Source organism: Halocynthiibacter sp., assembly GCF_049608145.1.
Lineage (GTDB): Bacteria > Pseudomonadota > Alphaproteobacteria > Rhodobacterales > Rhodobacteraceae > Halocynthiibacter.
In genome coordinates, this window is the sequence record NZ_JBMYXF010000018.1 from 14,547 (window position 1) to 37,123 (window position 22,577).

The following is a 22,577-nucleotide window of genomic DNA, read 5'->3' on the forward strand; positions in this document are numbered from 1 at the left end:
AAAAAATATCATGAAAACGACAAATGCCCGTAGCAATCAGAACGCGTGAATTCAACGCAACTTGGCCGCGTTTGAAATGTAATTCCAAAATGGATCGCGCAAGCTTTCCTTAGAAAACCCGGGCGGCTGCAATGAAAGACACAGTGCAGTTTTAAGGGGGCGTCTATGAAACCCAACCTGCCAGCAGATACTGGCATGAACGGGGCGCTGTGCGCGGCCTTTTTCTGACATAGCGAAAACCGCCATGTCCTAATTCGCACGACTTTGTCAGATCGTGCCCGCCAACCCCCTATTTGGCGGGCAACAAAAATCTAACGCCCCTTAAACAAGCCTCCCAAAATCCCTCGGACGATGCGGCGCCCGGTGGTGCCTGTCAGTTCTTTCTTCAACATTGAGGTAATCGATTCGCCCCAGTCTTTTTCGCGGGATCTGGATGTCCGTGAACTTCGGACACGAGACGAAGAACGCCCTACAGTTTTTCCGGAATAACGTCGCGCGGCGCGAAATTCCCGTTCTGCGACGGATACCTCTTCCTCGCGCAGTTCAGATTGTTCTGCATCTGCGGCGGCCTGGTCGGATCGTGCTCTTAGCATTTCAAATGCGCTGTTGCGATCAAGGCGCGTTTCATATTTTCCGGCCAACGGCGACGTTTTCAGAAACGCATCCCGTTCTGCCTTCGTGATCGGTCCCAATTGCGACGATGGCGGGCGGATCAATGTGCGTTCGGCCACTCCTGGAACACCTTTACGTTCCAGATACGATGTCACAGCCTCACCTACCCCAACTTCACGAATTGCATCTTCAATTTCAAAACGCGGATTGTCTCGGTATGTTTCCGCCGCAAGCTTCAGCGCCTTGCGATCCCGTGCCGTGAACGCGCGCAACGCATGCTGCACCCGATTGCCCAGCTGCCCTAGAATATCTTCCGGTACATCTGCAGGATTTTGAGTGATAAAATACACGCCAACGCCTTTGGAACGGATCAACCGTGCGACCTGTTCTACTTTGTCTACCAACGCCTTAGGTGCACCTTCAAACAGAAGATGTGCTTCGTCAAAAAAGAAAACCAACTTAGGTTTGTCTGGATCGCCAACTTCGGGAAGCTCTTCGAAAAGTTCAGACAACAGCCATAGAAGAAACGTCGCATAAAGGCGTGGTGACCCCATCAGTTTATCTGCGGCAAGGATATTCACATGGCCGCGTCCATCTGCAGAGATCTGCATTAGGTCAGTCAATGCCAGCGCCGGTTCGCCAAAAAGATCAGCCCCGCCCTGATTTTCCAGCACCAGTAATCGTCTTTGAATGGCTCCAACAGAGGACGCCCCGACATTGCCATACCGTAGGGATAGTTCTTTGGCGTTTTCGCCCACCCACACTAAAATGGCCTGCAGATCCTTCAGATCCAATAGCGGAAGCCCCTGTTCATCTGACACACGAAACGCAATGTTGAGAATCCCTTCCTGCGCTTCGGTCAATTCCAGCAGGCGTGCAATCAGAAGCGGCCCCATCTCGGCAACCGTCGTGCGCACCGGATGCCCCTGTTCCCCAAACAAATCCCAGAACACCGTTGGAAATGCACTGTAACTGAAATCTGAAAAACCAATTTTTTCAGCCCTAGAAAGGAAAGCATCATGCAGTTTGGAATCAGAAGACCCAGCTTTCGCAAGCCCAGATATATCACCTTTGACGTCAGACAGGAAAACTGGAACCCCCTGTGCTGAAAAGCTTTCTGCGAGAATTTGCAGGGTCACAGTTTTCCCGGTACCCGTCGCCCCGGCGACCAGCCCGTGACGGTTTGCATATTTGAGAAGCAGATCCTGAGGCTGTGCATAATCTTCGCCCCCTCCTCCCGTAAAAATCCGGTCACTGATCATTTCTGATTCCTTTTACCCTGCGTTTCACTTGAAAATACTCTTTTAACACTTTCATGCCAGTATCAGTTTCAGTTCGGATGGCCGGTCCTCGTCCATCCGGCTACTTCCTCCCTGTTAGACTGGTCGTGCCTTTGTGCACGACCATTTTTTTCTCGCAAAGGATTGCAAATAAACTTCCTGCATCATCCGGAATAAAATGTGGCAATCCCGAAATATAACAAATTCTTACAGATTCACTGTTGACCCACTCCCGGGCACAGACTAGGTTTTCCTCAATAATAAGTCGGCCAGTCCGACAGGGAGAGAGAATGGAAAAAGGGTCCTTTAAGTGACCCTTTTTCTTTTTTCCCGATTCAGGCAATGGCTTGCCTGGTTTTTTATTCTCTTCACGTTTCCGACCTGACAACCGCCCCACCACATGTTAGAGGCAGGTTAATCTATGGAGTAGTGCCAGATGAAATCTTATTTTACGCAATTTGCAGCCCTCGGACTTGCGGCCGCACTCAGTACCCAGGCCTTTGCCCAGGAAACAACCACTGAAGACGCCGCCGCAGAAGCCGAAGCTGCCGCCGCAGCACAGGAAGCTGCCGTTCAGGAAGAATACCCGACCGGCACTCCTGTTGCACCAGAAGTCTATTCCCGCGAAAAGAACGGTGAATGGGATCTGCGTTGTGTACGTGCGGCAACGCCTGAAGAAGAACCCTGCCAGCTGAATGTGACCCTTCTGAACCCTGAAGGTGGTGCAGTGGCTGAACTGACCATGTTCCGCCTGCCAGAAGGTCGCCAGGCCGTCGCAGGTGGCCTGATCGCAGTTCCACTGGGCACACATCTGCCGGATGGTGTGCGTATTTCTGTCGATGGCAGCAGCCCATTGGGTTACCAGTTTACAACCTGTGATGCACAGGGCTGTTTTGCCCGGGTTGGCTTTACCCAGGACGTCATCAACCGATTCAAAAACGGCGCGGATGCGGTTGTAACCATTGTTCCAGCTGCGGCACCAGATCAACGCCTTGATCTGCCTCTGTCCCTGACCGGCTTCACTGCGGCCTATAACGGAATTCCAGTACCTGCTGCGCAATAAGCCTTGAAAGTAAATGAGAAAACGCCATCTCTAGTTGAGGTGGCGTTTTTTTGTGAGGTCGTTCAATGTCGGGTAGTCTTGAGCAAATTGGTGAAGTGTTACTATTTTTCAGCCTACCGGTAACGGCACTATTTGCCCTTCATCTTCTGTTCAAAAAACGCCGTCCGGGCTGGTTTCTTGTTATATCGGCTGCTTTCGCAATTTTTCACGGATTCGCCATGATTGGACATGACACAAATCCCCCAGTTGATCTCGGCCTGGTCGTCTATGTGATGTTTTTTCTACCTGCAATCACAGTGTTTTGCACACTATCCCTTGGAATATACTGGTTTCGTAATGTCCGGAGACATCAGAAGATTACGAACGAAAACCCACGTACTTATTAAGGGGCTTTGCGCAAAGCAAGGACCGCATTCAGCCCGCCAAAGGCAAACGCATTAGAAAGCACCACCTCCACATTGGCATCCCGGGCCACATTGGGCACGACATCTAGCGCGCATTCCGGATCTGCCTCTTCATATCCGATGGTCGGGGCAATCACGCCCTCCCGCAGCGCCATGATACAGGCGAGAAGTTCCACAGCCCCAGTACCACCAATCAGATGGCCATGCATGGACTTGGTCGACGACATCATCAAGTGATCCGCATGGGTGCCAAACACATCCGCGACGGCTGCACATTCAGTCTTGTCATTGGCTGCGGTGCCCGTGCCGTGGGCATTGATGTAACACACATCTTCCGGATTAAGACGCGCATCACGCATGGCCCCCGAAATCGCACGTGCTGCTCCTTGTTTGGAAGGCATAACAATATCAGATGCATCAGATGTCATCGCAAAGCCAATGACTTCCGCCAGAATTTCGGCACCGCGTGCTTTTGCATGTTCGTATTCTTCAAAGACAAACACCCCCGCACCTTCGCCCTGAACCATGCCGTTACGCCCCAGTGAAAATGGGCGACAGGCATCGCGTGACATCACGCGCAGCCCTTCCCATGCCTTCACGCCACCAAAACACAACATGCTTTCTGATCCACCGGTTACCATGACATCACACATGCCTGTACGGATCATCTGGAAGGCTTGACCCATCGCATGATTTGACGAAGCACAGGCGCTTGCGACGGTGAAACTTGGGCCTTTGAGATTGTATTTCATGCTAACATGGCTGGCAGCCGCGTTGTTCATCAGCTTGGGCACGACAAACGGATGCACCCGGTTTTTACCTTCTTCATAAACAGTCCGGTAGTTTTCATCCAGGGTCTGCATCCCGCCACCCGACGTGCCTAAAACAACGCCGGATCGTTCCGCAAGTTCACCCCCGAAGGTCAGCCCGCATTGCGTCAACGCCTCCCGCGCGGCAAGCATGGTGAACTGGGTATAGCGATCATATAAGGCGATTTGCTGGCGATTAAATTCAGTCTCAGGATCATAATTTTTGACCTGCCCGCCGATCTTAATCGACAGGCGATCCACATCCTGAAATTCTAAATCTGAAATGCCGCAACGGCCTTCCCGAAATCCTTCCAGAGTCTCAGCAACAGATCGCCCAAGCGAATTAATCGTCCCCTGACCCGTGATCACAACGCGTTTCATGATCTATGATTGCTCTGCAACAAGTGCGGTTACGGCTTTGGTGATAGAGGCAACAGAAGAGATATCAAAATCACTTTCCGAAGGTTCATTGGCGTTGTACGGCACCTGGATGTCAAAAGCTTCTTCAATGGCGAAAATGCTTTCGACCAACCCAAGACTGTCGATCCCCAACTCTTCCAAAGTAGACGTCGCCGAGACATCTGAAACTTCGAGAACCGCCTGTTCCGCAATGATTTCAATTACTTTTTTTTCGATACTCTCAGACATATTCTGAACCTCAGATTTCATTGACGCAGATCTACTTCTTTTCGTCGCTTTTTGAAACAGTTTCTTGAACATCAGATCCAAAGGCCGATTTAAATTCAGCCTTCAGTTCGGCCAGTTGTTTCAACGCCCGCGGCAAACGTCGCAAGCTTTTGTTGATTTCAACCTGAGTTTCCATTTTCACCGCAGGAGACCCAAGGATCACACGGCCAGCTGGCACTTTGGTGAAGATCTTAGAGGCACCACCAGCCACCACATCATCGCCAATAAAAATGTTATCAGAGGCACCACATTGTCCCCCCATAACCACACGATTGCCAATTCTGGTGGATCCGGCAATGCCGACCTGACCGCACAGCAGACAGTCTTCGCCTACTTGCACGTTATGTCCCAGATGCACCTGATTATCTAGTTTCGTGCCGCGACCAATACGTGTTGCGCGGATCGTTCCGGAATCAATCGTAACATTGCCACCAGTTTCCACATCGTCACCGATTTCCACACCGCCAAGGGAATGAATGCGAATCCAAGCCTGACCCTGCCCGTCATTCGCGACTTCGCCCTGATCGCCAAGGCTTTCGCGTGCTTTTTCAACGCCGGATTTTTCAGGGGTCACAAATGAAAACCCATCCGTGCCAATCGCACCGCCCGCCTGGGCAATGAAACGATCCCCAATACGCACATTGGATCCGATACGCACACCAGGGTGAATCAAGCAACTCTCACCGATGGTGCTATTTCGCCCCACTGAAACATGGCTGGCGATCTGCGCATTTTCGCCGATCACCACACCAGCATTGATCACAACAAAGGGCCCAATCGCCGCGCCAGCCCCGATCCGGGCAGTGGAAGCAATCACAGCGGTCGCATGGATGCCCGGCGCAAGGCCCAATCCATGATCCAGCATTTGCGTCAGTCCAGACATGGCAAATCGCGGACGTGGTGCAAAAATTGCAGCCTTTAGCCCCAGCGCCTGCCAATCGGCCCCTTCCCAGAGCATGGCAACCTGTGCCTCTCCCTGTGCCAGACCTTCTGCATATGCAGGGTTCATCGCCAGCGCCAGCGCATCAGAGTCCGCGCCAACAGGCTCTGCCGCATGGGTGATTTCAAAAGAAACAGCGCCGGCGGCTTCAAGCCCCAGCGCTGTTGCAATATCTTTTACTGTATGACGCATTCTGATCCCTCTGGGCGAAACAGCCGCCCTTTGGGAACAGGTTTACCCGCGTCGCGCCCGCAATTCCACCCCGGCATTTTTCAGATGATCCCAGATCTTCGCATCACGGCCATAAATATCGCGACGGAAGTTGATCTTGCCACGTGGTTGCGTGACCGCAGTCCGGTAGATCAGGTGCACAGGAACAGGTGTCGCCAGCGGCACAACACGTTCATTTCCACTTGCAAGGCGTTCTTGAAAGTAAGATTCTGGATTGCTCACCTGTGGTGCAAGCAATGCATAGGCAAAATCAAACGGGTCATTCAGACGAATACAGCCATGAGAAAACGCACGGGTTTCGCGTGAAAACAGGTTTTTCGCCGGCGTATCATGCAAATAGATGTTGTAGCGGTTTGGGAACATGAATTTCACAAGCCCCAGCGCGTTGCGACGTGAAGGAGGCTGTTTCAGATTAAACGGGAATGTCCGTTCATTATATTGGCTGAAATCAATGCCCGCACGATCCACTGTCTGCCCCGAAGCGTTCACCAGGCGCAAATGACCGGCAGCACCCGGATTACGCTGCATCATCGGCAGATATTCTTTCACAGCGATCGAACGCGGAACATTCCAGGTTGGGTTGATGACCATGTGTTCCATAGTATCCGAGAACTCTGGCGTACGACGATCGCTGTCATTGGCACCAACCACGGAACGTGTCTGAAATGTCACCTGACCATTATCAATGATCTGCGCTTGAAAATCCGGGATATTAACCAGAACATGACGGCTGCCACGTTCCTGATTCACCCAGCGTTCACGTTCCATTGCAACAACAATAGACGCCAGTCGGTTTGCGGCCGGGGTATTAATTTCACGCAAAGTGCCTTCGCCCGCAACGCCATCAGGGTTCAGACCGTGATCAATCTGAAACTGCTGAACTGCGGCCTGAATGGTTCCATCATAGGTTTGCGTGTTGGAACGACGGATATACCCCATCGCAATCAGACGATCACGCAGCGCAACAACACCTGCACCGCTTGCACCTGGTTCATATTTAGAACCCGGAACTGTCGCCCCCCAGCCACCACGGGCCAGCAAGCGTTCAAAGCGGGTCTTTTCTTCCATCAAACGCGTGTATTCCGGGGTGCGTGGCGCAAAGCTGCGGAACAACGCATTTGGGGAACTTTCAACCAATGCATTCATCAGAGACGCAGGCGCAGGGCGCGCAATCTCACGCACGATACCATCGTCAATACGACGTGGGTTACGAATAACACCAGACCGCAGATCTGTCGCCCAAGTGATATACATCTCGGAAAGTTTCACCTCGGCAAGACCACGTTCACGGGGCGAACGGGCAGCACGCAGCATGGAACGAATTTCTTCCGGGTTATAGCGGGCAACCGGCAAGCCGTGGTCCCCTGCTTTTGCAAGCGCACTCAGAAAGGCGCGGCGGCGGGAACGATCTCGGCCAGCACGGCCTGTCCAGACGGCTTCGTAATTTCGTGTACGGTAAAATTCCGCAAGCGCTTCATTCCCCGAAGCGGCTTCGGCAACCGCCTGACGGAAGGCTGTATTCTGTGCAGATGCATCAGAAGCCCCAAGCCCGGCTGCAAGCACAACAGCACACATAAAAACAAATGCACGCGTTATGCGAAATCGATTAAGTAAAAGTGTCATTCCTGAACCCCTGTAAGACCCTTACGCAGACTACCGCTATATGCGCGAAAAACCTGGTAGATGGAAGCGATGCTGTCCAATCACTTCTCAGACAGCATCTTATTTTATCCGGCAGCTATACTGACAAGGCTGAAAATACGGGGAAAAACCTTAAAATCGTGTCATTTAAGCAAAGTTTTGCCGGTTTTATGGGGTTTTACCCTTGTAACAGAAACCAGTCTTGGCGGATGATTCGTAATATGTCATAAGACCCGTGCATCTGGGGATGAGATGAAATTCTGCCAATCCACTGCCATGGAACGCAGATACCGGGGGACACCGGTATTTTGTGCTTGGCTTTGGCAGGTAACGACGGGACAGACGGCCGATGGGCAAGATTATGACTTCTGGTATTTCAAAGGCGAAATCCACTGCATTCACACGACGTGGCGTTCTCGCGGCTTTTGCTGCGACAGCTACAGTTGCAGCACCCAGCTTTTCAAAGGCGGCAGGTATCCTGCGTGGGGCTGGTGACGTTCGCAAGATCCGCATGCATTCCGGTCGCACAGGTGAATCCATTGATACAGTTTACTGGATCGAAGGCGAATACATCCGCGAAGCACTGACGGATATCAATTACTTCATGCGTGACTGGCGTCGTGACGAAGCGACCAATATGGACACGCGTACGATTGATATTATGGCCGCGGCACATAATCTGTTGGACGTTAATGAACCTTATCTGATGCTGTCCGGCTACCGCTCTCCGGCGACCAACGCTATGCTGCGTTCGCGTTCGCGCGGCGTTGCACGCAACTCCCTGCATATGCAGGGTAAAGCTGCCGATCTGCGTCTTTCCAACCGTTCCGTCGGTCAGATGTTTAACGCTGCAAAAGCCTGCGCTGCAGGTGGCGTCGGTCGCTATTCAAGCTCTAACTTTGTCCATATGGATTGCGGTCAGGTTCGCACCTGGGGTCGTTAATCCGGCACAGGGCAGTCTTCACTGCCCTACCCTCACAAGACCTTTACTTTTAAAACAGTTTATTGCTCGACAGCCTGTTCGCTAGGCCGTTGCGGGATGCGTGATCTGCGTCACTTTCGAATCAAATGCACTGCCAAATCCTCTTCGGCAGTGCATTTTTCCCAAAACTAAAACCTGCCCTCAAAGCCTGCTATTGCTGCAAAAGCACAGCGGACACAGGCGCAAGCACTGTCTGTCCGCTGCGATCATCAAGGGCCCATTCCTGCAGCGCCCGCAGCGTTTCTGCGTTCAGCTTGCCGGTAAGAACCACATCGCCGTCTTGGCGTGCCTTGAACTCAGCCCGCTGCAGCATACGCCGTATCGCATGGGCGTTTTCCCCAACACTCGCAAGGTTACGAAATACCTGCGTGTTCGGAACCCCTGCCCGGCCTGCCAGCTGCGCCGCCGTATTCAGGCCCGCATTATACAACACAAGTCCATGCCCGCTTTCTGCAAGCGCCAGTGACAGCTGAGTTGCAACCGCACGATCAGATGCGATCTGCCCACCAATGTTATCAATTACCGCAACGGCATCGGGCACCAATTTACGCACGCTTTGGAAGCCTGTTTCGACATCCGAAGGAATCGCCCCTCTTGGCAAAGAAAGCAATGTCAGAACCTCATGCCCTGCACTGCGCACCTGCGCGGCATCATCACCGGCACGGGGTGTTGCCGCATCAACCGCGACATTCACCGGAAATGGCAGATCTGCCAGACGATTGCGCAATTCCGCAGCTTCTGTGCCACCATCATCCAACAGAATAACAGCCATCAAAGATTTCCCGGCAGGCACCTCAAAAGCGATTGCATTGTCTTTCAACGCATTGGGTTCTGATGTGATCTCATCGCCCTGAATGTCATCACCACTTGCCCCTCCGAATCCAGGGGTTGCGACCAATCCTGGTGTCGTGGGCACATCACCACTGCTGATTTCTGCGCCTTCGCGAAGCGTACTCAGCCGACCCGCAGGTGCAGAAAACCCTGATCCAACCTGTTGCCCGATCCCACTGCCTTGTGTGGCATCCTGGGTTTCAGCAACATTTGCATCATCCGATGGCGGAACCTCTGCAACTTCAATCGCCGGAATTTCCGGAGCTTGAGTAAGAGGCACTTCCAAATCCGGCACAATCTGAGGTTCAACTGCGCCGTCATCCACTGGGAAAATCACATCAGGGTCAATATTTTCGGCTTCAACCTGAGAGATCTCAGGGCTGTTCCCCTCCGCCCCATCGGGGATCGCACTTTCTGTTATAGTTTCAGATTGGTCCGGTTCCGTGATATCCGCCTCTGCTGCGGCATCCGCAGTCGGCATGTTTTTATCGGACGTTAGATCTTGATCTGCTGTCGCAACGCTTTCAACATCAGAAGCAATCGCCTCCTCCACTGCAGTGACAACTTCATCTGCAATAACAATAGCATCTTGAGGAGTGTTAACCTGTGGTTCCGTGACTTCATCCTGATCGACAGCATCGGCAATAATTTCTGCTTCCAGCACTTCAGGTGTTGGGGGCTCAGACACTTCTGGTTGTTCAACAGGCGTTTCCTGCGTCGCGACGGCTTCTGTTGTTTCAGTTACCGTCACATCTTTGGGCAGTTCGCCCATCAGGGAAATCAACCCAAGCCCTGTCCCACCGACGACCGCGCCTGTCAGCATCCCTGCCAGAATTCCACGTGCCATATGTTATCCTCAAATTATTATGTGTTTCTTAACACTGGATGAACACCAGACTGATTAACCTACGGGTCTCCCGGAACGGAAAGCCGACACATTTCAGTGAATTTACCACTGTTGCGCCGAAGCTCTGGTCGCCGGGGCTTGACCCTTTGCTCTGTCTCTGAACATGTATAACGCGGGACATTCCGGGGAACACCCCCATTTACCATCAAATACGGAAATATGGCCAAATGCTGCTGCTGATTGACAATTATGACAGTTTCACCTGGAACCTGGTACACTACCTTGGCGAGCTTGGCACAGAGGTTGTTGTGAAACGCAATGACGCGCTGGACGTGCAGGAAGCCATGGGTATGGGCGCGGATGCGATTTTGCTGTCCCCAGGTCCGAAAGCGCCCAAGGATGCGGGCATTTGTCTGCCGCTGACCCTGGCTGCGGCTGACGCAAAACTGCCCCTGTTTGGCGTATGTCTTGGCCATCAAACCATCGGCGAGGCCTTTGGCGGAGATGTCGTGCGCTGTCATGAAATCGTACATGGTAAAATGGGCAAAATGCACCATGATGATACGGGCGCTTTCAAAGATTTGCCCAGCCCATTTGACGCGACCCGCTACCATTCTTTGGTGGTTGATCGGGATACGCTGCCCGACTGCCTAGAAGCTAACGCTTGGCTGGAAGATGGCACAATTATGGGACTGCGTCACAAGGAGCTTCCCATTCACGGCGTGCAGTTTCATCCCGAAAGCATTGCCTCTGAACACGGGCATAAGCTGTTGAAAAACTTCCTTGATACGGTTCCGGGGCTTGCCTCGGGCGATGTGAAACAACCCGCCGCCTGAGCGCAGTAATAAGACCGGAGCCACAGACATGAGTGACGCCCTCAAACCCCTGATCGACGCCGCAGCTGATGGCCCCTTGAACGCAGATCAGGCTCGCAAAGCTTTCCAGATCCTGTTTGAAGGCGATGCGACCCCATCACAATGTGGTGGCCTGCTGATGGCCCTGCGCACGCGCGGCGAAACTGTGGAAGAATACGCCGCCGCTGCCGCGGTGATGCGCGAAAAATGCAATGCGGTGAACGCGCCCGCCGGTGCGATGGATATTGTGGGCACAGGCGGCGATGGCAAAGGCACGTTGAACATTTCCACCGCCACCGCTTTTGTTGTGGCTGGCGCAGGCGTGACGGTCGCGAAACATGGCAACCGCAACCTGTCGTCGAAATCCGGCGCAGCCGATGCGCTGGGTCAAATGGGCGTGAATGTGATGGTGGGTGTGGACGTCGTGGAACGCGCCCTGAAAGATTGCGGCATTGCCTTTATGATGGCGCCAATGCACCACCCGGCGATTGCCCATGTGATGCCGACGCGCGCGGAACTTGGCTGTCGCACGATCTTTAATATTCTTGGCCCATTGACCAATCCGGCTGGCGCGAAACGACAACTGACAGGCGCGTTTTCCCGGGACTTGATCGAACCGATGGCGCTGACCTTACAAAAACTCGGGTCGGAAAAAGCCTGGCTTGTGCACGGATCTGACGGCACGGATGAGCTGTCCATCGCAGGCGTGTCCTGGGTTGCAGCCCTGGAAGATAACCGCGTTGAAATGCGTGAGATCCACCCCGAAAATGCCGGCCTACCAGAACATCCATTTGAAGCCATTATGGGCGGCAGCCCTGAAGAAAACGCTATCGCCTTCCGCGCACTTTTAAACGGTGAAAAATCTGCCTATCGCGACGCGGTTCTTCTGAACTCGGCCGCGGCCTTGGTTGTGGCAGATCATGCAAGTGATTTGAAACAAGGCGTTGAGATGGCTGCAACCTCCATCGACAGCCGCGCGGCACTTGGTAAAATCGAGGCACTTGCCGCAATCACATCAAACTGATGCATACCATCCCAAAACCTTGGGCCCACCTGTCCTTTTTCAAAGAAAACCTACCCGCGATTGAACGTACAATCGCGCAGGATCCCCGTGATATCCTGCCCCCGGCACACCAACGTTTCGCTGCACTGGATATTTGTGCACCTAGTGACGTGAAAGTTGTGATCTTGGGGCAAGATCCCTATCCCACCCCTGGTCACGCCCATGGTCTGGCTTTTTCTGCAGAGCCCGATGTACGTCCGCTGCCGCGGTCATTGAACAACATTTATAAAGAAATGATTGATGACATCGGTGCTGCGCCTCTGAATGCTGATCTTCGACCTTGGGCACAGCAGGGGGTACTGCTTTTAAACACGGTGTTGTCCGTCCCCACCGGTGAAGCCAATGGTCACAAAAAGATTGGCTGGCAAAGGCTTACACAAGAAGTACTGACAGATGTGTCGAAACAACCCTGTGCCTTTCTACTATGGGGAGCACAGGCACATAAGATGGAAGAACACCTCACGCCGGGGGATCATCTGGTCCTCAAAACGGCCCATCCTTCGCCTTTATCCGCGCGCAAAGGTTTCTTTGGATCAAAACCCTTTTCATCCGTGAACACATGGCTCGAAACACAAGGTAAATCCGCGATCATCTGGGCGTGACATTCAGCCCCCGCTTTCCCGTTGCATGGCCCGTCCCAGCGGCGTAAACATTGGCTATGACACAGACTGTTCTTGATAAAATCAAAGCTTACAAGCTTGAAGAAGTCGCCGCCCGCAAGGCCGCCCGCCCTTTATCCGAGGTCGAAGCGAGCGCCCGCGAAGCATCCGCAACCCGTGGTTTTTCCGACGCCCTGCATAAAGCGGCCCATAGTGGTTACGCGCTGATTGCAGAGGTCAAAAAAGCCAGTCCGTCCAAAGGGTTGATCCGTGAAGATTTCAATCCGCCAATTCTGGCAAAAGCCTATGAAGACGGCGGCGCAACCTGCCTGTCCGTGCTAACTGACACGCCAAGCTTCCAAGGTGCTGATGAATTTCTGGTCGCAGCCCGCAATGCAACATCCCTACCCGCCCTGCGCAAGGATTTCATGTATGACACCTATCAGGTGGCCGAGGCCCGCGCACTTGGGGCCGATTGTATCCTGATCATTCTGGCGTCGACATCTGACGCCCAGGCGCAAGAACTCGAAGACGCGGCTTTTGCCTGGGGCATGGATGTGCTGCTTGAGGTTCACAACGAAGAAGAACTTGAGCGCGCCTGCAAGTTGAAAAGCCCGTTGATGGGCATCAACAACCGCAATCTTAAGACATTCGAAACCACGCTGGACACCACCCGTACCCTGTCACGCATGGTACCAACGGATCGTCTAATTGTCTGCGAAAGTGGCCTGAACACGCCCGAAGATCTGGCCGATATGGCCCGTTATGGTGCGCGTACATTCCTGATCGGCGAAAGCCTGATGCGTAAGGATGATGTGGAGACTGCAACTCGTACCTTGCTTGCCAACCCACTGATGCCAGGAGCCGCGTGATGAGCAATGACACACATGCCTCCGGCCTGACCCATTTCAATGCAGATGGCCAGGCCCATATGGTTGATGTGTCAGAAAAGGCGGTTACGTCACGCATCGCCACGGCCGCCGGTCACATTAAGATGAACGTGGAAACACTTCTAGTCGTTCAAGAAAATCGCGCCAAAAAGGGTGATGTTCTGGGCGTTGCACAGCTGGCCGGGATCATGGGGGCAAAGAAATGTTCAGACCTCATCCCTCTGTGTCACCCTCTTCCGATCACCAAAGTTTCGGTCGATTTAACACCCGACGAGACCCTGCCCGGTGTACGCATTGAAGCCACCGTCAAAACCACCGGCCAGACCGGCGTTGAGATGGAAGCGCTGACAGCGGTCTCCACCGCCGCACTGACGATCTATGACATGCTGAAGGCGATTGATAAGGCGATGGAAATCGGCGCGATTTCCGTGCGCCTGAAAGACGGCGGCAAATCCGGACGCTACGAGGCCAATACATGATTTCTGTTTCTGAGGCGCTAGATGCCTGTTTTGCTCTGATTTCGCCGCTGGAAACTGAAGTGGTTGATCTGAAAGATGCCGCTGGTCGTACGTTGGCAGCCCCCCATCAAGCCACACGTAACCAACCGCCTTTTGCAGCCTCTGCCATGGATGGGTATGCGCTGAAATCAGTCGAATTGCAGCCCCAGGCACAGTTCATGGTTGTTGGCGAAAGTGCTGCGGGCGCGCGCTATTCAGGCAAGGTCCGTGCCGGACAATGTGTGCGGATTTTCACAGGAGCCCCCCTGCCTGAAGGCTGTGATCATGTCGTCATTCAAGAAGACACCACACGCCAGGGGAATGTAATTACCCTCAACACAGAAATAGAAAGCAAGGGCAATATCCGCCCTGCCGGCAATGATTTTGACGCGGGCTTTCGCATGGACGGCCCGCGTATTCTGAGCCCCGGCGACATCGCCCTTTTGGCTGCGATGAACCAACCGAACATCACTGTAACGCGTAAACCTGTGATTGCGGTTCTCGCCACGGGGGATGAACTGGTACAACCCGGAGAAACCCCGAACGAAGATCAGATCATTGCCTCAAATGGTTGCGGTCTGAAGGCCCTGATCGAGGCCAACGGCGGTGAAGCCCGTCTTTTGCCCATTGCACGTGATAACGAAACCTCGCTGCGCCAGGGGTTTGAACTTTGCGCAGGGGCCCACCTGATTGTTACCCTTGGTGGGGCTTCGGTTGGTGATCATGATCTGGTGCGACCCGTGGCGACATCCATGGGGATGGAACCTTCGTTTTATAAAGTTGCTATGCGCCCGGGCAAACCACTGATGGCAGGAAAAATTGGTGATATCCCCATGATCGGACTGCCGGGAAATCCGGTATCATCTATGGTGTGTGCACAGGTTTTCATTCTGCCAATATTGCGTCATATGCTGGGTTTTGTCGCAACACCGATGGAACGCAAAACCGCGCCCTTGGCAGAAGATCTGCGCAGCAACGGTCCACGCGAACATTATATGCGGGCCACATTGCGTGACGGAAAACTGACAGTTCATGCGCGCCAGGACAGCTCTCTTTTATCTGTCTATGCCAATGCCAACGCCCTTGTCGTGGTTGCCCCACTAAAGCAGGAACAAACTGCTGGAACGATCGTGGAATACATCGATATCTAAGGGCCAGACTGTACGCTGCCGTCTGCGCATCTTGCGAAGCAGTTGACACAAAGCAAGAACATCGATAGAACAAGACCCGAACGCGCAACTGATTAAAGGGTTTCATACAGCATGTATAAAACCCAGACACACAACCACTGAGGGTCTGAAAATGCTGACGAAAAAGCAACTTGAGCTGCTGTCATTCATTAACAAACGTGTTCAGCGTGATGGTGTCCCCCCCTCATTTGATGAAATGAAAGAAGCACTGGATCTGCGATCCAAATCGGGCATTCACCGCCTGATCACCGCACTGGAAGAACGGGGTTTCATCCGCCGCTTGGCCCATCGTGCCCGTGCCATCGAAATCGTAAAACTGCCAGACGCTATGGAAAACGCCGGGGGCTTTACGCCGCAGGTGATCAATGGTGATCGACCGGATCAGACCCCCGCTTCGGCACAGGCTGTGCATACCAGTGATGTGGCCAACCTGCCGATCATGGGTAAAATTGCGGCCGGTGTACCGATTGAGGCCCTGGAAGACGGGTCACGTAACATTGGCGTTCCCGGACAAATGTTGACCAGCAATGACAACCATTACGCCCTTGAAGTAAAAGGTGATTCCATGATCAACGCGGGCATCAACAATGGCGATGTTGTTGTTATTCGCGAAACCATGTCAGCCAGCAGCGGTGATATCGTGGTTGCCCAGATCGAAGGATATGAAGCCACTTTGAAACGCTTTCGCCGTAAGGGTGACATGATCGCGTTAGAAGCTGCTAATCCGGCTTATGAAACCCGGATGCTGCCCGAAGGTCAGGTTGAAATTCAAGGAAAGCTTGTCGGTCTGATCCGCACCTACTGATTTGCTCCAGAAACGGGTTGATGCGGCATTTGCCGCCGCCTCAACCACAACCGATCCCCTGCCAAAGCTGATGATGTGACTATTCGGATGCCTTTCGGGCTATTGCGATCATAAAACACAGCAATACTTCCGGTTTTTCGCAGACTACGCTCTGTCAGAAGATTGCATCCTTCCACAGCCGGAAGCCCTTGGATTTTCCCACCGTATATCAGCCAATTGTCATCACGGCACATTGGCGCAATTCGATCCCGTGCCCCGCGCCCGGCCAACAGGACAAACTGTGTTCCAACCAACATCACCGCATGTCCGCCTTCCGATCTATCAAAGCCCGGACGGGCTGCGGCATCCGCCTGAGAGACAGCATCGCCATCGTTTTCCAACCAGTTGCGCGCCGCAAAACCGTCCCCTCTCGGTTTTGACAAAGCACGCCCCTGTTCGCTCATCACGCCAATCAGCTTGCCACTTTCTGCGATTAACAGAACAGGCCTTTCAACCTGCACCCACAGGAATACCCCAGACAACATAATCGGGATGCCAACCCTGTTCGGCTTCCCCCGCCACAGCACAAGCCATAATCCTCCACCTGCAATCAACGGTAACACAAACCATTGCGGTGTTGGAACTTTCCAGACGGCTCCCTCAAGTTGTGATACGAAATCCGCGACACCTAGGATCCAGCGTATCCCCCATTCCATCACCCAAAACCCGATCCAGCCTAATCCGAATGGTTCCAATAACAAGGCCACCACCCCAGCAGGTACAACCACCGCCCCCATCACAGGCACGGACAGAACATTGGCCAACAATCCATATTGCGCGATCTGGTTGAAATGCGCTGCCGCAACCGGAGCCGTCGCCGCCCCAGCGATAAAGGAGGACGCCACCACAGCAAACGCCCCGCGCAACACCGGTGGAATGCGTGATAAAACAGTTGTGCCTTTTAAATTTCCAAAGACAACGACAAGGGCCGTTGTTGCCGCAAATGACATCTGAAACCCCGGTCCAACCAGCGCCTCAGGGCTAATGAGCAAGACAACAATCGCGGCAAGCGCAACTGCGTTCACTGTCAGTGCACGTCGCCCAAGTAGAACCGCGATGAACAACACACTGACCATTATAAAGGCCCGCACCGTCGCAACATTCCCACCGGACAGCGTCAGGTAAACTGCCCCGGTCATCATTGCACCGGCAGCCGCCAGTTTGCGAACAGGCCAGTGCAGGCCAACGCCAGGAATCAGAACCAGGAACCATCGCAACCCAGTAAAGACAACCCCCGTAAGCAACCCCATATGCAACCCGGAAATCGCCAACAGATGTGAAAGGTTCGATCCGCGCAGGGCCGTGGTTGTTACTTGTGACATGGCAGATCGGTCGCCTGTGCTAATCGCGACGGCAAAAGCCCCTGCTTCACCTTTGATATTTCGTCGAATAAGTGCAGACATGCCCCCCCGCAAACGGTTCACCCGCAGCCAAAATCCAGTTGTCTCTGGCGGCCTGATCTGCAGAACCGGCGTGCGTGTATAACCAATCGCACCCAATTTCTGAAACCAGGCGTATCTGCGGAAGTCAAACCCTCCGGGCTCTGCCGGGCCAGGTGGCGGAGATAAATGCGCCGTCAAAACCAAATTTTGTCCAATTTCGGGTATCAGGGGGACAAAACCATCATATGCGGGCCGCGCATCCGGATCAGAATCCCCATGCAATGAAATTCGGACACGTTCAGGCGTACGATCTGGCGACATATTCCGAAGCACCACCTGATCCATCATCATCCGGATTTTTCCGCCGTGCGAACGATCCACAGCGATCACGGTGCCTTCCACCGGGCCGTAATAGCGGAACCCCAACACAGGCGCCCGCGCAGCATGGGCGTGCAGTGCAGCCACAAGAACGCCAGCGATGACCCAGGCAGCCCCGCCAAAGAAGGGAGACAGATGTTCAGATGAACGCCAAGCTCCGGTCAGCAAAAGAAGAAACCCCAGCGTCAGCCCCGTCAACGCCCATGTGCTTGGCTCTCGGGAAAGCATAAAATAAATACCAACACCCACCCCGAACAAAACGGCGCACCAGGGAAACAGCCCGCCACGTTGACGTGCCAAAACCGCGTTCAGATCGAAATATTGCCACACATGTTTGCTCATTCTTAATGAATTACATGTTCAAACCATCCCAAGTCGAAACCAGAACGCGATTGAACTTGTTTTGAAACCATCCCCCCCGTAAAACCGGGGCAACTCATCTTCATGCCTAACAGCTAGTTAATGCCAGAAAGGTTAACGCGTTATGAACGCCAATACATCTGATCGCCCGGTTGTCACCCGCTTCGCCCCGTCCCCCACTGGATACCTGCATATCGGTGGCGCGCGCACTGCCCTGTTCAACTGGCTTTACGCCCGGGGCCGTGGCGGAAAGTTCCTGTTGCGCATTGAAGATACAGACCGCGAACGTTCCACCCCTGAAGCCCATGCCGCCATTTTGCGCGGAATGAAGTGGTTGGGGCTTGATTATGATGGCGAAGCTGTCAGCCAGTTTGAACGCGCGCCGCGTCATGCAGAGATCGCCCATGAAATGCTGGCGAATGACAAAGCCTATAAGTGCTTTTCCACCCAAGACGAAATTCAAGCTTTCCGCGATCAGGCAAAAGAAGAAGGCCGATCGACCCTGTTTCAATCACCTTGGCGCGATGTCGACGCTAAAGATCACCCAGATCTACCCTATGTGATCCGCGTCAAAGCCCCGCGTGATGGTGAAACTGTGATCCACGATCAGGTTCAAGGCAATGTGACCTTTAAAAATTCCACGCTGGACGACATGATTTGTTTACGTTCCGATGGTACGCCAACCTACATGCTGGCAGTTGTTGTCGATGACCATGATATGGGCGTGACCCATGTGATCCGGGGGGATGACCACCTGGCCAACGCCGCACGTCAGATGATGGTATACAAAGCTATGGGCTGGGACGTGCCGGTTTGGGCACATATTCCGCTCATCCACGGTCAGGATGGAAAAAAACTATCAAAACGCCATGGCGCCCTGGGTGCCGAAGAATATCAGGCTATGGGTTACCCATCTTCTGCCATGCGCAACTATCTGGCACGTCTCGGCTGGAGCCATGGAGACGACGAATTTTTCACTGACGCGCAGGCCCTCGATTGGTTTGATTTCAATGGTATCGGCAAAGGCGCAGCCCGATTTGATTTCAAAAAACTTGAAAATCTGTCAGGGCAGCATATCGCAGCTGCAGAAAATGCTGCGCTGCTGCATGAAATCGCGGATTGGGCCGATGTTCAAAGTGACGTTGCGTTCACTCGAGATCAGATTTCTGCGATTGAACCTGGTTTAGATGCGATCAAAGGCAACGCAAAGAAATTCTCTGATATCGTTGTAAAATCACACTTTAATTTGATCTCACGCCCAATTGAAGTGGAAGAAAAAGCCGCGAAGCATCTCGATAGTGTATCCCGTGGTATACTGAAAGAATTGACGCCGCAGCTGCAAAATGCTAGTTGGACACGGGATGATCTTGAGGCCTGCGCAAATGATTTCTGTGCGGCGCGTGAGATGAAATTCGGAAAACTCGCCGGGCCCATGCGTGCGGCCTTGGCCGGACGGGCTGCAACGCCAAGTGTCTTTGATATGATGCTGGTGCTTGGATGCGAGGAAACATGCGCACGTTTGCGTGAAGCTGCTGAAAGCGGTGACACGTAAACCTATATAAGACGCAGCATATATAGGGTGTCTCTGGTCCGCAGCGGCACCCACTACAGGAAAGGGAATAGAATGTCCGATACGAAGAAAACCGCAAAGCTCAGCTTTGGTGATAAAGAGCTTGAATTGCCAATCTATTCCCCGACTGCCGGCCCTGATGTAATTGATATCCGTCGCCTTTATGCCGAAGGCGATGTATTCACTTACGATCCAGGATTCACTTCGACCGCGGCCTGTGATTCGACCATTACCTATATTGATGGCGTAAAAGGTGAACTGCTTCATCGCGGCTATCCCATCGATCAGCTGGCTGAAAAATCACACTATCTCGAGGTCTGTTACCTGCTGCTTTACGGCGAACTGCCCTCTGCAACTGATCTGGAAGAATTCGAAAATCGCGTCACGCGCCATACTATGGTGCATGAACAGATGATGAATTTCTTCCGTGGTTTCCGTCGCGATGCTCACCCAATGGCGATCATGACCGGTGTGGTTGGCGCCATGTCTGCATTCTATCACGACAGCCTTGATATTGCGGACCCTCAACAGCGCGAAGTGGCTTCGATCCGTATGATCGCCAAGCTGCCGACCATTGCTGCGATGGCATTCAAATATTCCACGGGCCAGCCTTTTGTCTATCCACGTAATGACTTAGATTACGCATCGAACTTCCTGCGCATGTGCTTTGCCGTGCCTGCAGAAGACTACGAGGTAAACCCGATCCTGTCACGTGCCATGGATCGCATCTTCACATTGCACGCCGACCACGAACAAAACGCATCCACCTCGACTGTGCGTCTAGCCGGGTCTTCTGGCGCGAACCCATTCGCTTGTGTTGCGGCTGGTATCGCCTGCCTCTGGGGCCCTGCCCATGGTGGTGCAAACCAAGCTTGCCTTGAAATGCTGAAAGAAATCGGAACTGTTGATCGTATTCCGGAATTCATCGCCCGTGCGAAAGACAAAAACGACTCGTTCCGTCTGATGGGCTTTGGTCACCGCGTCTATAAAAACTTTGATCCACGCGCGACGGTTCTGAAACAGTCCGCAGATGAAGTCCTTGAACTGCTTGGTGTTGAAAACAATCCAATCCTGCAGGTCGCAAAAGAACTGGAAAAAGCTGCGATTGCCGATCCATACTTTGCAGAGAAAAAGCTTTTCCCGAACGTGGATTTCTATTCCGGCATCATCCTTGAAGCCATGGGTTTCCCAACATCCATGTTCACACCGATCTTTGCCCTGTCCCGCACGGTTGGCTGGATTTCACAGTGGAAAGAAATGATCGGCGATCCAGGTCAGAAAATTGGCCGCCCACGCCAGCTGTATCAGGGCGAAACAGCCCGCGATTACGTGGACGTCGAGAAACGATAAGTTTCAAATTGTTATTAAAAAGCCCGTCGGTTCCGGCGGGCTTTTTTGTTTCTTCACGCTTTATTCAATCCCTGACGCTACCTCTGATCCAACTCCTTTGATGAGGTTCAGCCATGTCCAGCGACACAATATTTGAAGCCATTCTAAAGACCCTTCCTGAAGCAGCCCTTCCGGATATCCCCAATCGTTTTCTGGCACCGCGCCAAATCCTTATTGTTGAAGGCTTCACGATGATTTCCGCCGGGTTTCAGCATTCCGTGCAGGATCCCGCTTCTCAATCTCTTTATTCCATACGTCTGCATGGCAAACCCAGCCCAAGCTCTGACGTGACCAGTGGTTATATTCACTTTTCAGATCGTATGGGACTGAAACCCCCAAACTGGATCCATGAGCGTAAAGAACTGAATATCTGGATGGACATTCGCGGCATGGATCATACGCTAATACAGCTTGGACACCCAACCCGTTATATGTGGCGCGGTGAATTCGCCAATGGCCATGTCTATGCGGACCTGCACAGTACACTCTAAATTCGCGACTTGCAGCGGCAGGCAATCAACGGTAGTTTCATGTCACGGTCCACAGTTCACCGAGGCGTCGCTAGGATTTTCCACGCTAAACCTGCGAGATAGAACATCAGCATCTGTTTCCAATGAATGACATGTGCCGTTGATAAGGGCGACCATCAGCACCCACAGGGATCGCGCATGTCATGCAAAGGATGCATTATGACACGTGATGTTACATCGCTCTATATTGAAGATCTGTCTCAGTTTACCAAAAGCCTGCGATCTGGCCTGATCCGGCAAGATGAAATCCCGGGGCATTTGGCTTTGCTTGGTTTGATTGCAAAATCTGCCGGACATAAAAACTACCAAACTCTGAAAACCCTCGCCCCCGCCCCAACAGCAACGCCCAAGAGCACGGGCCAGATGAAGAAAGCTCTGCGCAGCTTTGACGACCAAGGCGTTATGATCCGCTGGCCTAAGCAAATGCAGGTACAAGGTCTCTGTCTCTGGATCTTTTGGGCTGACCTGCCCTCAGGGCGCGCAATCCGGGAAAGCGAAGTAAACGAGATTCTGAAAGCCCACAGCAGTTTTGGCGATCATGTCCTGATGCGCCGTTCGCTGATTGATCACAGGCTGGCCCGCCGGGAAATCGACGGACGTGCCTATTACCGCATCGAACAAAAACCCCCGACAGACGCGTTAGAACTGATCCGGGAAATCAGGGCTCGCCGGGGTTGAACCTGCGACAAAGACAGGGCAGTTTT

Annotated in this window: 20 protein-coding genes; 13 read left to right on the plus strand and 7 right to left on the minus strand. The window is 53.1% G+C overall.

Annotated elements, in window-relative coordinates:
* Positions 1-311: 311 nt before the first annotated feature.
* Complete coding sequence (locus tag ACPGUT_RS07600; protein ID WP_423990066.1) at positions 312-1,871, minus strand: helicase HerA-like domain-containing protein; 1,560 nt, start codon at positions 1,869-1,871, stop codon at positions 312-314.
* A gap of 457 nt (positions 1,872-2,328) precedes the next feature.
* Here ACPGUT_RS07600 and ACPGUT_RS07605 point away from each other — a divergent pair, with 457 nt between their 5' ends.
* Positions 2,329-2,955 carry an invasion associated locus B family protein gene (locus tag ACPGUT_RS07605; protein ID WP_423989997.1) on the plus strand — a complete coding sequence of 209 codons (627 nt, stop codon included), beginning with the start codon at positions 2,329-2,331 and terminating at the stop codon, positions 2,953-2,955.
* 382 nt (positions 2,956-3,337) lie between these two features.
* On the opposite strand, the gene ACPGUT_RS07610 is transcribed toward ACPGUT_RS07605, so the two are convergent.
* Genes ACPGUT_RS07610 through ACPGUT_RS07625 form a run of 4 tightly spaced genes read right to left on the minus strand, consistent with a single transcriptional unit; the run spans position 3,338 to position 7,649 of the window.
* A complete protein-coding gene (locus ACPGUT_RS07610) occupies positions 3,338-4,549 on the minus strand; it encodes a beta-ketoacyl-[acyl-carrier-protein] synthase family protein (RefSeq protein WP_423989999.1) in 1,212 nt (403 codons plus the stop codon).
* Positions 4,550-4,552: 3 nt separating this feature from the next.
* Positions 4,553-4,816 (minus strand): acyl carrier protein, encoded by a 264-nt coding sequence (locus ACPGUT_RS07615; RefSeq protein ID WP_423990001.1) that lies wholly within the window; start codon positions 4,814-4,816, stop codon positions 4,553-4,555.
* 31 nt (positions 4,817-4,847) lie between these two features.
* Positions 4,848-5,987 (minus strand): UDP-3-O-(3-hydroxymyristoyl)glucosamine N-acyltransferase, encoded by a 1,140-nt coding sequence (locus ACPGUT_RS07620; protein ID WP_423990003.1) that lies wholly within the window; start codon positions 5,985-5,987, stop codon positions 4,848-4,850.
* Positions 5,988-6,029: 42 nt separating this feature from the next.
* A complete protein-coding gene (locus ACPGUT_RS07625) occupies positions 6,030-7,649 on the minus strand; it encodes a L,D-transpeptidase family protein (RefSeq protein ID WP_423990005.1) in 1,620 nt (539 codons plus the stop codon).
* Between the two features lie 379 nt (positions 7,650-8,028).
* Between ACPGUT_RS07625 and ACPGUT_RS07630 the strand changes: the two genes are divergently transcribed.
* Complete coding sequence (locus tag ACPGUT_RS07630; protein ID WP_423990007.1) at positions 8,029-8,610, plus strand: YcbK family protein; 582 nt, start codon at positions 8,029-8,031, stop codon at positions 8,608-8,610.
* A gap of 190 nt (positions 8,611-8,800) precedes the next feature.
* Here the strand turns inward: ACPGUT_RS07630 and ACPGUT_RS07635 are convergent, their stop codons facing one another.
* Entirely contained in the window at positions 8,801-10,327 is a 1,527-nt protein-coding gene (locus ACPGUT_RS07635) for a divergent polysaccharide deacetylase family protein (RefSeq protein ID WP_423990009.1), read from the minus strand.
* 227 nt (positions 10,328-10,554) lie between these two features.
* On the opposite strand from ACPGUT_RS07635, the gene ACPGUT_RS07640 reads away from it, so the two are divergent.
* The 7 genes from ACPGUT_RS07640 to lexA all read left to right on the plus strand — a co-directional run bounded on the left by ACPGUT_RS07640 (position 10,555) and on the right by lexA (position 16,225).
* On the plus strand, positions 10,555-11,163 hold the full coding sequence (locus tag ACPGUT_RS07640) for an anthranilate synthase component II (protein ID WP_423990011.1): 609 nt from the start codon (positions 10,555-10,557) through the stop codon (positions 11,161-11,163).
* Between the two features lie 28 nt (positions 11,164-11,191).
* A complete protein-coding gene (trpD, locus tag ACPGUT_RS07645; RefSeq protein WP_423990013.1) occupies positions 11,192-12,205 on the plus strand; it encodes an anthranilate phosphoribosyltransferase in 1,014 nt (337 codons plus the stop codon).
* Positions 12,205-12,846, plus strand: coding sequence for a uracil-DNA glycosylase (locus tag ACPGUT_RS07650; RefSeq protein ID WP_423990015.1), 642 nt, complete (start codon positions 12,205-12,207; stop codon positions 12,844-12,846). Before trpD ends, ACPGUT_RS07650 begins: the two co-directional genes overlap by 1 nt.
* A 56-nt stretch (positions 12,847-12,902) precedes the next feature.
* A complete protein-coding gene (gene trpC, locus ACPGUT_RS07655) occupies positions 12,903-13,715 on the plus strand; it encodes an indole-3-glycerol phosphate synthase TrpC (protein ID WP_423990017.1) in 813 nt (270 codons plus the stop codon).
* Positions 13,715-14,212, plus strand: a complete 498-nt coding sequence (gene moaC, locus ACPGUT_RS07660; protein WP_423990019.1) for a cyclic pyranopterin monophosphate synthase MoaC — start codon at positions 13,715-13,717, stop codon at positions 14,210-14,212. Before trpC ends, moaC begins: the two co-directional genes overlap by 1 nt.
* Positions 14,209-15,381, plus strand: a complete 1,173-nt coding sequence (glp, locus tag ACPGUT_RS07665; protein WP_423990021.1) for a gephyrin-like molybdotransferase Glp — start codon at positions 14,209-14,211, stop codon at positions 15,379-15,381. Before moaC ends, glp begins: the two co-directional genes overlap by 4 nt.
* Positions 15,382-15,532: 151 nt before the next feature.
* Positions 15,533-16,225: a transcriptional repressor LexA gene (gene lexA, locus ACPGUT_RS07670; RefSeq protein WP_423990023.1), complete on the plus strand. Its 693-nt coding sequence runs from the start codon at positions 15,533-15,535 to the stop codon at positions 16,223-16,225.
* Here the strand turns inward: lexA and ACPGUT_RS07675 are convergent.
* Positions 16,219-18,366, minus strand: coding sequence for a ComEC/Rec2 family competence protein (locus ACPGUT_RS07675; RefSeq protein ID WP_423990025.1), 2,148 nt, complete (start codon positions 18,364-18,366; stop codon positions 16,219-16,221). The genes lexA and ACPGUT_RS07675 overlap by 7 nt on opposite strands.
* 142 nt (positions 18,367-18,508) lie before the next feature.
* Here ACPGUT_RS07675 and gltX point away from each other — a divergent pair, with 142 nt between their 5' ends.
* The 4 genes from gltX to ACPGUT_RS07695 all read left to right on the plus strand — a co-directional run bounded on the left by gltX (position 18,509) and on the right by ACPGUT_RS07695 (position 22,551).
* Positions 18,509-19,936, plus strand: a complete 1,428-nt coding sequence (gltX, locus tag ACPGUT_RS07680; protein WP_423990027.1) for a glutamate--tRNA ligase — start codon at positions 18,509-18,511, stop codon at positions 19,934-19,936.
* Between the two features lie 72 nt (positions 19,937-20,008).
* Positions 20,009-21,304: a citrate synthase gene (locus ACPGUT_RS07685; protein ID WP_423990029.1), complete on the plus strand. Its 1,296-nt coding sequence runs from the start codon at positions 20,009-20,011 to the stop codon at positions 21,302-21,304.
* A gap of 113 nt (positions 21,305-21,417) precedes the next feature.
* Positions 21,418-21,834 carry a hypothetical protein gene (locus ACPGUT_RS07690; RefSeq protein ID WP_423990031.1) on the plus strand — a complete coding sequence of 139 codons (417 nt, stop codon included), beginning with the start codon at positions 21,418-21,420 and terminating at the stop codon, positions 21,832-21,834.
* Between the two features lie 198 nt (positions 21,835-22,032).
* Positions 22,033-22,551: a DUF2087 domain-containing protein gene (locus ACPGUT_RS07695; protein WP_423990033.1), complete on the plus strand. Its 519-nt coding sequence runs from the start codon at positions 22,033-22,035 to the stop codon at positions 22,549-22,551.
* Positions 22,552-22,577: the final 26 nt, after the last annotated feature.

What these genes read in the sequence shown, in the direction of transcription:
- ACPGUT_RS07605 (WP_423989997.1), top strand. Translation starts at nt 2,329, where the DNA reads ATGAAATCTTATTTTACGCAATTTGCAGCCCTCGGACTTGCGGCCGCA.
- ACPGUT_RS07610 (WP_423989999.1), bottom strand. Translation starts at nt 4,549, where the DNA reads ATGAAACGCGTTGTGATCACGGGTCAGGGGACGATTAATTCGCTTGGG.
- ACPGUT_RS07615 (WP_423990001.1), bottom strand. Translation starts at nt 4,816, where the DNA reads ATGTCTGAGAGTATCGAAAAAAAAGTAATTGAAATCATTGCGGAACAG.
- ACPGUT_RS07620 (WP_423990003.1), bottom strand. Translation starts at nt 5,987, where the DNA reads ATGCGTCATACAGTAAAAGATATTGCAACAGCGCTGGGGCTTGAAGCC.
- ACPGUT_RS07625 (WP_423990005.1), bottom strand. Translation starts at nt 7,649, where the DNA reads ATGACACTTTTACTTAATCGATTTCGCATAACGCGTGCATTTGTTTTT.
- ACPGUT_RS07630 (WP_423990007.1), top strand. Translation starts at nt 8,029, where the DNA reads ATGACTTCTGGTATTTCAAAGGCGAAATCCACTGCATTCACACGACGT.
- ACPGUT_RS07635 (WP_423990009.1), bottom strand. Translation starts at nt 10,327, where the DNA reads ATGGCACGTGGAATTCTGGCAGGGATGCTGACAGGCGCGGTCGTCGGT.
- ACPGUT_RS07640 (WP_423990011.1), top strand. Translation starts at nt 10,555, where the DNA reads ATGCTGCTGCTGATTGACAATTATGACAGTTTCACCTGGAACCTGGTA.
- trpD (WP_423990013.1), top strand. Translation starts at nt 11,192, where the DNA reads ATGAGTGACGCCCTCAAACCCCTGATCGACGCCGCAGCTGATGGCCCC.
- ACPGUT_RS07650 (WP_423990015.1), top strand. Translation starts at nt 12,205, where the DNA reads ATGCATACCATCCCAAAACCTTGGGCCCACCTGTCCTTTTTCAAAGAA.
- trpC (WP_423990017.1), top strand. Translation starts at nt 12,903, where the DNA reads ATGACACAGACTGTTCTTGATAAAATCAAAGCTTACAAGCTTGAAGAA.
- moaC (WP_423990019.1), top strand. Translation starts at nt 13,715, where the DNA reads ATGAGCAATGACACACATGCCTCCGGCCTGACCCATTTCAATGCAGAT.
- glp (WP_423990021.1), top strand. Translation starts at nt 14,209, where the DNA reads ATGATTTCTGTTTCTGAGGCGCTAGATGCCTGTTTTGCTCTGATTTCG.
- lexA (WP_423990023.1), top strand. Translation starts at nt 15,533, where the DNA reads ATGCTGACGAAAAAGCAACTTGAGCTGCTGTCATTCATTAACAAACGT.
- ACPGUT_RS07675 (WP_423990025.1), bottom strand. Translation starts at nt 18,366, where the DNA reads ATGAGCAAACATGTGTGGCAATATTTCGATCTGAACGCGGTTTTGGCA.
- gltX (WP_423990027.1), top strand. Translation starts at nt 18,509, where the DNA reads ATGAACGCCAATACATCTGATCGCCCGGTTGTCACCCGCTTCGCCCCG.
- ACPGUT_RS07685 (WP_423990029.1), top strand. Translation starts at nt 20,009, where the DNA reads ATGTCCGATACGAAGAAAACCGCAAAGCTCAGCTTTGGTGATAAAGAG.
- ACPGUT_RS07690 (WP_423990031.1), top strand. Translation starts at nt 21,418, where the DNA reads ATGTCCAGCGACACAATATTTGAAGCCATTCTAAAGACCCTTCCTGAA.
- ACPGUT_RS07695 (WP_423990033.1), top strand. Translation starts at nt 22,033, where the DNA reads ATGACACGTGATGTTACATCGCTCTATATTGAAGATCTGTCTCAGTTT.